Below are 14137 nucleotides of genomic sequence, written 5' to 3'. Positions count from 1 at the left end.
CTAAGAGTGTCCCCCTCTGGCTCCCCGCGCTCCTGGCCGTCCTTCTGTGGGCCGGGTTCGCGTTCGCGTGGTCGTTCGCGGTGACCGGGGACAGCCACGACGACGGGGAGGAAACCTTCCGGGCCATCCTCCAGGCGGTGGACCGGTCCGACATGGAGTTCCTGATCCACACGGGAGACCTGGTCCCGCGGGACGGCGAGCGGGAATGGCGCAGGCTCCGGGAGGCGACCGCCCCGTTCGGCAAGCCGATCCATCCCGCCGCGGGAAACCGCGACGGGAGCGGACCGGAAGCCAGGAAACGGTTTGCGAAACGCTTCGGCCTCCCGGGCACCGAATACTCTTTTACCCGCAGGGACGCCCGCTTCGTGGTCCTGGACAATTCCGGCGGGTCCCTCTCCGACCGCTCCCTCGCCTGGCTGGACCGCGAACTGGCCTCCCGCCCGAAAGGGGCGGACGGGATCGCTTTCCTCATCGTCGTCATGCACATCCCGCCCGCCGCCGGGACGCTCATTCCGCACGGGACCCGCCCCGGATACGACGAACAGTGCGGGAAGCTGCTGGCGATCCTTCAAAAACACGGGGTGGACGCGGTCCTGTCGGGACACGAGCACATGAACCACACGGAAGACTGGGACGGAATCCTCCTGGTCGTATCGAGCGCCGCCCGCGTCCCCTGGCTCCCGCTGCAGCGGCGCGGTTTTTTCCGGATCGTCCTGGAGGACGGAAGGATCCGGGAGGTGTTCCTGCAGGTCGATCCCCGGAAATAGAGCATCGATGTTGTTGAATACCCTTTTCCATGCATTTAGACTGTATGCCATATCGCCGGGGGAAGGCGGAAGTGACGAATGCCCGAAATCAATCCCTTCGATGACATGCCGGTCGGGTTCTACCACTCGATCCTCAACAGTATTAAAGATCCTTTCAACATCGTCGACCGGCAGTACCGGATCCTCTGGGCCAACCAGGCGAGGGCGAGGTTCCACCAGCGGGATCTGAAGGAAATGATCGGACAGGCGTGCTACAAGATGTTCCAGCGCAGAACCGAGCCTTGCGCGGAATGTCCCGTCAGGATCGTCTTCGACACGGGGAAGCCCAGCGTCATGGAACGGTCCGTGGTCCTGCCGGACGGGTCCGTAAAGTGGGGCGACGTCAGGTGTTACCCGATATTCGACAGGAACGGGGAGGTCGTTCGCGCCATCCAGATCATGATCGACATCACGAAGAGGAAAACCAACACCACGCGGCAGCAAAGGTACATCGATTCGCTGGAAACCACCATTCGCGAAATCAGCGGGAAGCATGTCCAGATGCTCCTCGAATACGGTGAGAAGAAAGGAGAGACTCCTCTCACCGAGCGGGAAACGGAAATTCTCGGCCTTGTGGCGAACGGGTTCACCAACGTGGAGATCGGCGAGGTGCTCTCCATCAGCCCGCATACCGTCAAATCCCATGTTACGAACATGTTCGAGAAATTGGGCGTCAAGGACAGGACGCAGGCGGCGGTCTGGGCAGTACGTCACAAGGTTTTCTGACCGGTTTCCCTTTTCGTTTTCACGGCTTCCCCGTTTTTCATCTTATCCCCCATTCGGGGGATAGCCACCGGAATCAAATCCTGTTTCCATTGCAGTCGGGGCCGGAACCTCCATTTCCGCAAGGGGACGGGCGCGCGCCGACGGCAGATGAAGCGAAAAATCGTCATAGGGCTGGCCGTATATTCCGTCGTTTTCCTGCTGGCCGGAATATACGTGGTGCGGATCTACAGTACCGCCGGTGCGGAGATGGACAAGCTGATCACCCTCCACAACGTTCAGATACTGAAAGAGCACTATTCGTTGCAGATCCGGAGGGTGCAGTCGGACTTCTCCAGGATGACCGCCGATCAACCAAGGGACTTCGATGCGGCCGTCCGGAACGCGATGGACCTGGGGAGGATCGTAAACACCTGTTTCGAGTGCCACGACACCCCGCAGGAAACGGAACGGCTGAACGACATCAAAAGGGAAACGGAACGCTACAAGATCGCCTTGAGCAGGATATCGACGGCCGGCCTGAATCCTGCCCTGCTCGCCCGCGAGGAGGACGCGGCCTTTCGCATCGGCAGGAACCTTACCGGCAAGATCCGGGAGATGATCGCCGTCCGGGATTCCGGGTTCGGGATGGACTCGCGAAAAGTGATGCGGGAAATGAAGACGGCATTGTACATACCGTACGGGCTGGTGGCGCTGGGCACGCTCGCGTCGGCGCTGCTGGGGCTCGTGTTCATCATGGGCCTGACCCAACCAATAAAGACCTTGCTGGAGTCCACCCGGAAGCTGCAGGGCGGTGACCTGGACCACCGGATCACCGGCCTGAAGGGGGAGTTCGGCGAGCTGGCGGCCGCCTTCAACGAGATGGCCGAATCGTTGAAGGAGCAGATGCGACGGATGCGGGAGGCGCAGGAGCAGATGGTCCGGGCCGAGACGATGGCGGCCGTCGGCACGCTGTCGTCGGGGATCTCCCATGAACTGAGCGCTCCGTTGAGCGTAATCCAGAACATGGCCGAGCTGGCCCGGCAGGACGTTGCGGACAACCCTTCCCTGACCGAGGACCTGAAGGTCATCGAGGACGAAGCGAAACAGGCGATCGCGATCACCCGGACCATGCGGGGATTCGCGAAATCGCCGCAATCGAAAATCGAGCCGGTCGACGTCAACGAGGTGCTGGAAGAGATCTTCCGGATCATCGAGTTCCAGCCGAGGACCCGCTCCATCCTCATTGTCAAGGATCTGGCCGCGGACCTGCCGCCGATCCGGGCGAGCGCCGTTCCGATGCGCCAGGTCTTCCTGAACGTCATCCTGAATTCCATACAGGCCATGCCGGACGGCGGCGAGCTGCGGGTCGCCACCTGGAGCGTTCCCTCCGCCCGGCCGGAAGGGATCCGCGTCTCGATCTCGGACACCGGAACCGGGATCCCGCACGAGCACCTGAGGAAGATCTTCCAACCGTTCTTCACGACCAAGGAGGAAGGCACGGGGCTCGGGCTGGCCATCTCCCTCGGAATCGTCCAGGCGCACAACGGAAGGATCGACGTGGAGAGCGAAGCGGGCAAAGGGACCACGTTCCATGTTTTCCTTCCGTTGGCCGGAGCGCAGGAGTCCTCATGAGAAAACACATCCTGATCGTCGAAGACGACGCGCGGCTCTCGAAAGTGCTGTCCCGCGTGCTGGAAAAGGAAGGATACGAAGTGGCCGTCGCCGGCACCGCCGGGGAGGGGATCGAAAAGCTTTCTCAGGAGATGCCCGGGATCGTGCTGACCGACATCTACCTCCCCGACGGGACGGGGATGGAGATCCTCGAGTCCGCCACATCACGGAGCCGGAGCGTCGACGTGATCGTCATGACCGCGCATGCCACCGTCGAATCCGCGATCCAGGCGATGAAGGCGGGGGCCCGCGATTATCTGCTGAAGCCCTTCCGGGTGGAGGAGCTCGTCATCCACGTAAGAAAGATCTTCGAATGCAGGGCGATCCGCGACGAGAACCTGTTCTTCAAGGAAGGGCTGAAGAGCCAGTACGGATTGGCGGAGATCGTCGGAAACGCCCCCGCGATGCGGGAGATCTTCTCGTTGGTCAAAAGCGTCGCGAGCAGCCGCTCCCCCGTCCTGATCCAGGGGGAAAGCGGCACCGGGAAGGATCTGATCGCCCGGGCCATCCACTTCGGAGGAGACCGCGCGGAGAAGGTGTTCGTCCCCCTCAACTGCAGCGCCATTCCGGAGAACCTGCTCGAGTCGGAGCTGTTCGGCCACGTCAAGGGAGCGTACACCGGCGCGGCGGAAGCCAAGCGAGGTCTGTTCGAATTCGCCCACGAGGGAACGCTCTTCCTGGACGAGATCGGCGACCTGTCCCACGGCCTGCAGGCGAAGCTGCTGCGCGCGATCGAGGAAGGGCGGATCCGGCGCGTCGGCGATTGCCGGGAAATCGCGGTGGACGTGCGGATCATCGCCGCCACCAACAAGGAGATCTCGTCCCTGATGAAGAACGGGGAATTCCGGGAGGACCTGTATTACCGGATGGCGGTCATCCCGATCCGTATCCCCCCGTTGAGGGAACGGAAGGAAGACCTCCGGATGTTGACGGAACACTTCGTGAGCCGTTTCCAGGACGGCAAAAGGCCGGCCATCCGCATCGGCGACCAAGCCATGGAAACGCTCATGCGATACGACTGGCCCGGAAACATCCGGGAGCTGAAAAACCTCGTCGAACGGCTCTCCATCCTGAAGGCGGGGGAAATCATCGCGCCCGGAGATCTTCCTCCGGAGTTTCACTCATCGCCATCCTGCGTCGAAGGCGACGAAGACGGATTGGATTACCAGAAGCTGAAGCAGAAGACCCTCGAGGATTTCCACCGCAGGATCGTCGCCGACGCCCTCACGAAATACGGGGGGAACGTATCGAGGGCATCCGGGGCCCTCGGATTGGCGCGGGGGAACTTCCAGCGGATCATGAGACGATACGGATTCCAGTCCTCCAATTACCGGGACGGGGAGTAGAGATCCCGTTCAGGGTGCCGCTTTCGACGTCGGGACGGAACGTTTCCGCAGCACCCCGGAGAAATCGGAAAACCGCATTGAATACAGGGGGTATCTGCTATCCTCCCGTCGCAGGGTGCCTCAGGAGTGCGCGGTTTCGCCGCTCCCTGCGCGACGGCGGGAAACCGGCATCCGCTGAAGGCAAGGATTTTCAACAGCTTCGGCCGCATGCCCCGGGGAGGAACGGGTATTGCTTGATTTCTCTTCATCATGGTCAAGGTTCTGGTCGTCGACGACGATTCCCGTTACAGGGCAATTATCGAACGGGTTCTCTCGCGCACCTGCCAGTTCGCCGTGACGTCGGCGGCCACGGAGAGGCAGGCGTGGGAAACGCTCGAGCATGACGATTTCGATCTCGTCCTCCTGGACCTGTACATCGAAGGGCAGAAAAGCTGGGAAACGCTGAAGCGGGTCGCGACGCACCCCGGCAAACCCGTCGCCATCCTCTTCTCCTGCGAAGATACCCGCGGAAACGCCGATCTCGCCGCATCCCTCGGCGCTTACGCGTTTCTTCCGAAGCCGTTCGACTTCATGCACCTGCAAAGAAACATCGAATCCGCGCTCGGCCTGAGAATCCGGGACATCTTCCCCCCCGCCGCAGGTTCTCTCCCATCGGATGCCGGCCGCCACGATCCGCGGAATCCCTGATCTCTTCTGAATAACCGGAGAAGACCGCCTTCCGCGCCGCACCGGGTGCCCCATTTCTGGTGCACCCGGACACATCGGAAAAACTTGAAGAATCCCCCGACGGCCTGCCTCAGAACCGGAACACGTCCGCCGGAGCGTCGCCCGCAAGTTGCCGTATCGACAGTTGTTTATTCATGGCACACCGATTGCTGCTTATGCGGCTTACAGGATGCGTTCAGCGTCGGAAGAAAAAATAATTTTCCGAGAGGAGGGGGGAAACCGGAGAAGGAGGCGCGAACGGAATCGTTGAAGGCAACCGGATAAAAAAGGAAGGAGGGGAAGAAAGTGAAAAAGACTTTGATACTCATCGCCGTAGCCGCGGCGCTGGCGCTGGTCCCGGCCAGCTCCATGGCAGGGATCGCGACCACCGCCCACGACCTGTCGGGTAAAGGCTGGGGCACGGACCAGATCTGCGTCTTCTGCCATACGCCGCACAACGCTAAAGCCGAACAGATCATTCCGCTCTGGAATCACGGGGCCCGCACATCAACTTCGTACACCCTGTACACCAGCACCACCCTGGACGCGGGGCCCCTCGGGCAGCCGGTGGGCGTTTCGAAAGCCTGCCTGAGCTGCCACGACGGCGTGACGGCCATCGACTCCTACGGGGCCCGGACAGGATCGAATTATATGACGGGGGATAACACGGTTGGACGCAGCAATACCCTTGCCGATGACCATCCGATCTCATTCACCTGGCCCACCACGGACACCGGGCTGTATACGCCTTCCTCGGGAAAAGTAGGCACGCTACAACTTCCGCTCTACGGCACAGGCAATGATCAGATGGAGTGCGGCTCCTGCCACGATGTACACAATAACGCCCATGCCCCATTCCTGCGGGCCGCCAACGCAGCGAGTGCATTGTGTTTGAACTGCCACAACAAGTAACCGGAGAGGAGGCGATCTGCTCCGGCATATCAGGGAAGCGACAATGAGACGGACACACAGGCATCCGCTGAAATAGAAACCGGCGGATGCCTGTGTGTCGCTCTGAAACAGAAGAGGAAGCAGGACGCAAAGGAGGTGAACCGGTGAGCAAGCCTCGTCGGATATTGGTGCGGGTTGCGGGGGTCGCCGCATCGATGCTATTTTCGGCCTCGTCCCTCGCGACGATCACCGGGTCCATGCATGACTTCTCCGCCAGGGGCTATGGGACGGACGAGATCTGCGTTTTCTGCCACACGCCGCACAACGCCAAGACCCCGCAGCTCGCACCGCTCTGGAACCACGCGACGACTGTTGCCACGTACACGCTGTACAGCAGCCCCACCATGAACGTACCGGTTGGCCAGCCGGGGAACGCCTCGAAATCGTGCCTGAGCTGCCACGACGGGTCGGTGGCGATCGACTCCTACGGGAGCCGAACGGGAACGAATCTCATGCCGGGAACTCCAGGCATCCCGGGCAGCCCGAACCTGGGAATCGATCTCAGCGACGACCATCCGGTGGGCATCCAATGGGTTCACCAGACCTGCCCCACCGGCCCCGGCTCCGAACACTGCTGCACGCTGGAATGTCACACCTCCCTGGACCCCGACGGAATGCCCTTCTATGGGACTTACCACAACCGCTATATGGAATGCGCCACGTGCCACGAGCCTCATTTGAAGTATTCGAACCCGAAGATGCTGCGCAGACCGCTGGCCGGCTCGGAAATCTGCCTGACGTGCCACGCAAAATAAAGACCGTGAAACCGTACCCGACGACGATGCATGCGTGGGCTTTCGCTCTCCTCCTGGTGGGGATCCTTCTCCCTCCGCCTATGTCTTTCGCGGGATCGATCGTAGGAACGGCCCACGATCTGTCCGGCCGGGGCTGGGGGACGGACGAGATCTGCGTCTTCTGCCATACACCCCACACCGCAAGGGCGCAGCAGCTTGCTCCTCTCTGGAATCATGCGTCGGCCACCGCCACATACGTACTTTACGGCAGCCCCACCATGGACGAGATCCCCGAGCAGCCGGGAAACGCCTCGAAATCGTGCCTGAGCTGCCACGACGGGACGGTGGCGATCGACGCCTACGGGAGCCGGACGGGATCGAACATAATGCCGGGCGACCCGGGAACGCCGGGAAGCAGAAACCTGGGGATCGACCTGTCGGACGATCACCCCGTCGGTGTTCTTTGGGACCACCAGACGATGAATCCGACTCCGATCTGTACGACGTGCCACTCGGGAGGCCACCATTCTCCTCCGCAGCCGATCGGAGGGGAGCTGCGATTCTATAACGGCAGGGTGGAGTGCGGTTCCTGCCACAACGCGCACAGCGACACCCTGACCAAGTTCCTGCGGAAGACCGTTGCCGGCTCGGCCATCTGTCTCCACTGCCACCAGAACAAATGAATTGCCGGAAAGGAATATCCATGTCGCTGGATATAAATAAGAGGGCACGGCAACTGGCAGCCGGCGCGGGCCTGCTCATCCTGTTTGCCGGCTGCGCGACGACGCCGGTTTCCAAGCCCAGGACGGACATTTTCTTCCCGCCGCCGCCGGAAGCGGCGCGTCTTCAGTATCTTACGAGCTTCTCCAGCGAGCAGGACCTGGGGGGAGGGCCGGGGAAGTTCGCCTCCTTCGTCGTGGGGAAGGCGCCCCCCGACAAGCCGATCGGTAAACCGTACGGGGTCGCGCTGCGGGACGGCATGCTGTACGTCTGCGATACGGGGGTCCAGGCGATCGAGATCCTGGACCTGCAGAAGAAGCAGTTCCGTTACTTTACGCCCGCCAGGGAAGCGTCCCTTCGGACCCCGGTGAATATCGCCGTGGATCACGACGGCACGCGGTACGTGGCCGACACGGGGCGCGGCCAGGTGGTGATCTTCGCCGCCGACGACCGGTACCTGGGCGCGATCGGAGAGAAGGTTCTCAGGGCGGCCAAGGCGCACTCGAAGGCGCCGCCGCAAACCGAAGCGGCGTCCGTGGACGCGGTCGACGAAATGAAGCCGACCGACGTGGCGATTGCGGGGGACCGGCTGTACGTGGCCGACATGAAAAACAACCGCGTGCGGGTGTACGACAAGGCCACGCGCAAGCTGTTGTTCTCGATCCCCGCCGACCCCGCCGCGGCGGACCCGCAGGCCAAGCTGTACGCCCCCGTCAACCTGGCGGTCGATGCGCAGCGGCGTCTGTACGTGACCGACATCGGGGCGTTCCGCGTGCAGCAGTACGATCCCGACGGGAAGTTCCTGCGAAGCTTCGGCCGCATGGGCGATTCCCCCGGCGAATTCGCCCGCCCCAAGGGGGTGGCCGTGGATCGCGAGGGCCGCGTCTACGTGGTGGACGCGGCAGCTCAGGTGGTCCAGATCTTCGACGCCGAAGGGAAGCTCCTGCTGTTCTTCGGCGAGCCGGAAGGCAGCCCGGTGGGGCTGAACCTGCCCGCCAAGGTAGTGATCGACTACGACCACGTCGGCCTGTTCCGGTCCTATGCCGCTCCGGGCTTCCAGGTGGAGTATCTCGTGATCGTCACCAACCAGTACGGCGACCGGAAGGTGAGCGTGTTTGGGTTTGGCGGCAAGAAGTAGACACCTGGAACCGCATGCAGGGGATGCGCTGGATGCGAGCGACGATGGCCACCGGAGCGATCTTGGGAACGTTGCTGCTGGCCGCCTGCGGCGCGCACACGAAACGGGAATGGCTGACCTTCTTCTTCGACGGCGTCCCGCCGGAGAAGACGGAAAGCCCCGCCGGCGCCGGGCAACCGGTCGCCTCGGCGCCTCCGAAAGCCGCCCCCGCCGCCTTTCCCGCCGCGAAAGCCGCTCCCGAAAAGGTGGTGCATCCCCCGTACCGCGACCGCCGATGCGATGCGTGTCACGAGTCGAAGTTTTCCCATAAATTGCGCGGCAAGACAGGCGAGATTTGCCTATTGTGCCACCGGAACCTTTTCGCCGAAGCGAAGTTCCGGCATGCGCCGGCGGAGGACGGCTCCTGCCTGGGTTGCCACAACCCCCACGAATCGGCCGAGAAGCACCTGCTGACGCGCAAGGGACAGCATGTCTGCCGGGAGTGCCACGACGAAAAGGACCTGGCGAGCGCCCCGGCGCATGCCGCGAGCGGGACCGCCCTCTGCCAGGCATGCCACGATCCGCACGGCGGCGGCAACCGGCTTTTCATTAAAACCGGCGCACCCCGTGCCCCCGCAGACTTTCCCGCTCCCGCCGCCCGATGAGCATCGGCCGGCTGCCACACGTTCTGCGGGGTTGGCTGGCGGCGGTTTTTTTTTTCGGGACCGTTTCGGGCGCCCAGGCGGCGCGGTTTGCAGCCGTTGTGGAAGAGCCTCGGTGGTTTCGCCTTCGGCCGGATGAGGCGTACATGAAAGTGGACGTCGAGGGACAGCGGGAAAAACGCGAGGTCCAGGGCGAGACGAACGAGCGGAATTACCTGTATGTCGAACCGGTCCTCGGGCTGGGGTTGCGCGGTTCGGTCTATCACCCGAACCTTCTGGAGTTCAACTTGAAGGCGGAGGGGGGGCTCAGTCGGCAGGAGCTCACGCTCGATCCGCCCGGGGGCACGAGCCGAAGCACGAAGTCCCTCCAACGGTATCATGGGGGCGCCGCCATTCTGCGCGCGAAGCCGTACGCGACGAGCCTGTTCGCGGAGAAGGACATCACCTACCAGGATTTCGATTTCTTCAGCCGCGCCCGGGTGGACGCCCAACGCTTCGGCGGCAACACCGGCTACTCGACAGGGCCGGCGCCGTTCCGCCTGGGCTATTCCCGCCTGGAAGAGGACGTGACCGGCCTGCGTAACGGCAATTCGAGCAACGACGAGGAACTCTTCACGTTTACCGCGCACAACGAGCGGGGGAAGACGGGCAGCACCGAATTCACGTATCAGAGCGACGATTTCCGCCGCGAACAGGAAGGAAGTCCCACCGTATCGGGCACCGAATATACCTTCAACCTGTCCGACGCGGAGACCTGGGGCAAGGGCGATCGGAACAGGCTGCGTTCCGCGCTGTATTACCACCGGTTGGACGGCAGCACGATCGACACGCGAAGCCTGACGCTGCGGGAAGACTTCGAATCGAAGCACTCCCGGAACCTGACGGGCAATTATCGTTACTCCTTCGATCGGCGCACGTCCGGCCCGGTGGACAGCGATCTGCACGAAGGAGGCGCCTTGGTGCGCCATCAGCTATACGAAAGCTTGACCTCCGCCCTGGATCTCCACGGATCGAGGATCCGGTCCGACAGCCCCGACACCACGTTTCTATCGACGCGGTACGGCGCAGGGGTGGACGAAAGCTATACCAAGCGGCTTCCAGCCAGGAGCCGGCTTTCCTTGGGGGTAGCCGTCCGTCTCGATCGCGAGGATCGCGAAACCACCGGTGCGGTTCTCCCGGTCCTGGACGAGGCGCACACGCTCACCGACGGAATCCCCACATTCCTGATCCAGTCGAACGTACTCCGAGTAAGCTCGGTCACCGACCCCGCGGGATTCCCTTTCACGGAGACGCTGGACTACGTAATCCTGCCGCTGGGGGCGCAGACCGAGATCCGCCGCGTCTCCGGAGGCCGGATCCCCAACGGGGGCGCCGTGTTGGTGGACTATACCGCCGCCGCCCCGCCATCGGACGCGTTTTCCACTCTGTTCCGCTCCGGACGGGTCCGACTGGATCTGTACGACCGCCTCCTTTCGCTTTACGGGCGCATCAGCGTCTTGTCCATTTCCGGCGGCGAATCCCTCGTCCTCCAGGACATCTCGGACCGGGTCGTCGGTGCGGAGACGCTTTGGCGCTGGCTGCGCGCGGGTGCGGAATATGAGGATTACCGGTCCAACCTGTCACCGTACAGGGCCATGCGGGCGTTCGAATCGCTTTCATTCGAACCCACGAAGAGCTCCACTCTGACATTCGACTTCACGGAGAGCAGGACGACCTACCCCGAGGACGGCCTCACGCAGCGAACTTCAAGTTCCATCGGCCGATTCAGGGCGCGGGTCGCCTCATCCCTTTTCTTCTCCCTGGAAGGGGGGAAGCGCCGCGAACGGGGACGGAGTCTCGACCAGGACCAGAAGACGGTGCGTACGGCGCTCGATTTCGCTTATGGGCAACTGACCGCTAACGCGGGTTACGAATTCCTGGATGAAACGTTGCGAGGCGAACGGCATGTGAGGCACTACTACTTCCTGCGCATGAAGCGGTCGTTATGATGCGGTCGAACCGGATCCGACATTTCGCATGGGCCGTCCTGCTGGCCGCGGCGATCTCCGGGTGCGCCGCGCCGTCCGTCAAGCCGGACGGGACGGGAACCGATCGGCTCCAGCGCGTCTGGCCGCCGCCCCCCGCCGATGCGCGCGTGGTGTACGTGCGGAGCGTCGCGGCGCCGGGCGACCTGGGTATGCGCCCGTCGTTCTTCCGGAGGGTCGCCAACTTCCTCACGGGGGGCCGCGACGGGACGGAACCCCTGGTGAAGCCGTTCGGCATAGCCCTCGACGAGGACGGAAACCTCTGCGTCACGGATACCGGCGTCGGCGCCGTCAGCTTTTTCGACCTTGGCGGGAATCGTTACCGACGCTTCGAAGAGATCGGGAAACTCCGGTTCGTCGCCCCGGTCGCCGTCGTAAAAAGAAACGGGATCTTTTATGTGGCCGACTCGGGGCTGGCGTCCGTATTGGCGTTCGACACCCAAGGGAATCTGCGGATCCGGATCCAGGCGGAGCTCGAGCGGCCTTCGGGACTGGCGATCGCCGGCGAAAAGCTGTACGTGGCCGACGCGCAAGCCCATGCGGTCGCGGTCTTCGACATGGCCGGTAAATTTCTCGCCCGGTTCGGACGGCGCGGCGTGGAACCGGGGGAATTCAATTTCCCGACGCATCTTTCGAGCGACGCAAAGGGGCGGCTGTACGTGACCGACTCGATGAACTCCCGGGTGCAGGTATTCGACGCCGACGGAAGGTTCCTGAACGTGATCGGCGGCATGGGCGACGGCTCCGGGCATTTCAGCCGACCCAAGGGCGTGGCGGTCGACGGTTTCGGGAACGTGTATGTCGCCGACGCCTTGTACGACAACCTTCAGATCTTCGACGAAAAGGGCCGCTTCCTTCTCGACGTGGGAAGAGCCGGGTCGGAAGAAGGCGAATTCTGGATGCCCGCAGGCGTTGCGATCGGCCGGAACAACGAGATCTACGTGGCGGACTCGTACAACTGCCGAGTTCAACAGTTCCAATACGTGGGGAAACCGTGAAGAACATGGGAAACGGGGGACCTTCGGGCCTGCGGCTCAGGCTTTGCCTGGTGCTGTCGGCCTTGATGGGGCTATCGATCTTGCCGCCGCTGCCGGCGTCCGGAGTCGGCATCGTTTCCTCCAGGCACAACCTCTCCGCCGGCGGCCCGGGCTCGGTTAAGGCGGGGACCGAAACGGAGATCTGCATCTTCTGCCATACCCCGCACTATGGTGCGAGCGTGGCGCCGCTGTGGAACCGGTACAGCTCGGGAGCGACCTACATCCCGTACGGCAGCTCCACGGCGATCTCCCGCCCGGGCCAACCCACCGGGGCGTCCAAGCTGTGCCTCTCCTGCCACGACGGCACGGTCGCGCTCGGCTCGATTCGCAGCCGCGGTGCGCCGATTCCGATGCAGGGCGGGATCGGCGTCATCCCCCCGGGGGCGACGCGGCTGGGAACCGACCTGTCGGACGACCACCCGGTCTCCTTCACCTACGACGCGGGACTGGCCGCGGCCAACGGACAGCTCTACAATCCGTCCACGCTCACCGGACGGGTGCGGCTCGACGAGAATGGCGAGCTTCAGTGCACCTCCTGTCACGATCCGCACAACGACCAGTACGGGAAGTTCCGGGTGATGAGCAACTCCGCCTCGGCCCTGTGCACGACCTGCCACAACAAGACGTATTGGAGCGCCGGGATCCACAAGACGGCCAGCGGCGGGCACGGCGGCAGCACCTGGAACGGGCAGCCGCCCGATCCGTGGCCGCACACGGAGGAGACGACGATCGTCGGAAACGGCTGCGAAAACTGCCACACGCCGCACAATGCGGGCACGGGGCAGCGGTTGTTGAATTTCCCCGGCAATGAGCAGAACTGTTACTCGTGCCACAACGGCAACGTCGTGCTCCGCAACATCCAGGCGGAATTCAACAAGGTCAGCGTGCATCCGGTGTCCACGACTTCCGGCCTGCACGATCCGTCGGAGGACCTGGTGAACCCGCCGCGTCACGTCACCTGCGTGGACTGCCACAACCCGCATGCGGCCAGGATCAACCACTGCACGGACTGCCACGTTCCGGCGCATGGGATCGAGTCGATCACGGCGTCCGGCCTGCTTAAGGGGGTCAGGGGGGTCAACGCGTCGGGCACCGCCGTCGACCCGATCACATATCAGTACGAGCTCTGTTTCCGCTGCCACGCCGACAGCGTCAACCGCGGCCCGGCGCGCGTCCCCCGGCAGTTCGTGCAGACCAACACCCGTCTTGCGTTCGCGACGTCCAACGCGTCGTACCACCCCGTGATAACGACGGGTAAAAACCCCGTCGTGCCGAGCCTGATCTCTCCATACACGACCGCCGCGCAGATCACCTGCACCGCATGCCACAGCAACAACAGGGGCGTGGGGGGTCACGTCGGCCCGGGGCCGACGGGGCCGCACGGCTCGGATTATGTCCCGCTGCTGGAGCGGCGGCAGGAGCTGACCGATTTCCAGGGGGAGAGTTCGGCCGTCTACGCGTTGTGTTACAAGTGCCACAGCCGGACCAGCATCCTGAGCGATGTCAGTTTCACCAGACACAACCTTCACGTCGTCACCCGGACGACCGCCTGCACCACCTGTCACGATCCGCACGGAGTGACCACCGTCCCTCGGCTCATCAACTTCAATACGACCTACGTCACCGCCTCCTCCGGAGGCCAGCTCCGGTTCGACGCCG

Annotated in this window: 13 protein-coding genes; all 13 read left to right on the top strand. The window is 63.2% G+C overall.

Annotation, left to right across the window (positions count from 1 at the left end):
- On the top strand, nucleotides 1–767 hold a 767-nt coding region (locus AB1346_04810), incomplete at its 5' end, for a metallophosphoesterase (GenBank protein MEW6719753.1).
- 78 nt (nucleotides 768–845) lie between these two features.
- Nucleotides 846–1532: a LuxR C-terminal-related transcriptional regulator gene (locus tag AB1346_04805; protein MEW6719752.1), complete on the top strand. Its 687-nt coding sequence runs from the start codon at nucleotides 846–848 to the stop codon at nucleotides 1530–1532.
- A 147-nt stretch (nucleotides 1533–1679) separates the two neighbouring features.
- Nucleotides 1680–3143, top strand: coding sequence for an ATP-binding protein (locus AB1346_04800; protein MEW6719751.1), 1464 nt, complete (start codon nucleotides 1680–1682; stop codon nucleotides 3141–3143).
- A complete protein-coding gene (locus tag AB1346_04795; protein ID MEW6719750.1) occupies nucleotides 3140–4528 on the top strand; it encodes a sigma-54 dependent transcriptional regulator in 1389 nt (462 codons plus the stop codon). The genes AB1346_04800 and AB1346_04795 overlap by 4 nt, the downstream gene beginning before the upstream one ends.
- Before the next feature lie 249 nt (nucleotides 4529–4777).
- On the top strand, nucleotides 4778–5215 hold the full coding sequence (locus AB1346_04790) for a response regulator (GenBank protein MEW6719749.1): 438 nt from the start codon (nucleotides 4778–4780) through the stop codon (nucleotides 5213–5215).
- 324 nt (nucleotides 5216–5539) lie between these two features.
- The gene (locus AB1346_04785; protein ID MEW6719748.1) at nucleotides 5540–6145 is read left to right on the top strand and encodes a cytochrome c3 family protein; all 606 of its coding nucleotides are present in this window, start codon (nucleotides 5540–5542) and stop codon (nucleotides 6143–6145) included.
- Nucleotides 6146–6288: 143 nt separating this feature from the next.
- A complete protein-coding gene (locus AB1346_04780; GenBank protein ID MEW6719747.1) occupies nucleotides 6289–6939 on the top strand; it encodes a cytochrome c3 family protein in 651 nt (216 codons plus the stop codon).
- Nucleotides 6924–7601: a cytochrome c3 family protein gene (locus tag AB1346_04775; protein MEW6719746.1), complete on the top strand. Its 678-nt coding sequence runs from the start codon at nucleotides 6924–6926 to the stop codon at nucleotides 7599–7601. The genes AB1346_04780 and AB1346_04775 overlap by 16 nt, the downstream gene beginning before the upstream one ends.
- Nucleotides 7602–7621: 20 nt before the next feature.
- Nucleotides 7622–8776: a 6-bladed beta-propeller gene (locus AB1346_04770; protein MEW6719745.1), complete on the top strand. Its 1155-nt coding sequence runs from the start codon at nucleotides 7622–7624 to the stop codon at nucleotides 8774–8776.
- A gap of 32 nt (nucleotides 8777–8808) precedes the next feature.
- A complete protein-coding gene (locus tag AB1346_04765) occupies nucleotides 8809–9420 on the top strand; it encodes a cytochrome c3 family protein (protein MEW6719744.1) in 612 nt (203 codons plus the stop codon).
- Between the two features lie 143 nt (nucleotides 9421–9563).
- The gene (locus AB1346_04760; GenBank protein ID MEW6719743.1) at nucleotides 9564–11405 is read left to right on the top strand and encodes a hypothetical protein; all 1842 of its coding nucleotides are present in this window, start codon (nucleotides 9564–9566) and stop codon (nucleotides 11403–11405) included.
- On the top strand, nucleotides 11402–12439 hold the full coding sequence (locus AB1346_04755; GenBank protein MEW6719742.1) for a 6-bladed beta-propeller: 1038 nt from the start codon (nucleotides 11402–11404) through the stop codon (nucleotides 12437–12439). The genes AB1346_04760 and AB1346_04755 overlap by 4 nt, the downstream gene beginning before the upstream one ends.
- Before the next feature lie 5 nt (nucleotides 12440–12444).
- Nucleotides 12445–14137: cytochrome c3 family protein (locus AB1346_04750; protein ID MEW6719741.1), on the top strand; the 1693-nt coding region annotated here is incomplete at its 3' end.

This window comes from Thermodesulfobacteriota bacterium, from assembly GCA_040758155.1.
Lineage (GTDB): Bacteria > Desulfobacterota > Deferrimicrobia > Deferrimicrobiales > Deferrimicrobiaceae > UBA2219.
Note: the sequence above shows the minus strand (reverse complement) of the source record. Positions and strands in the feature narration are given on the sequence as shown.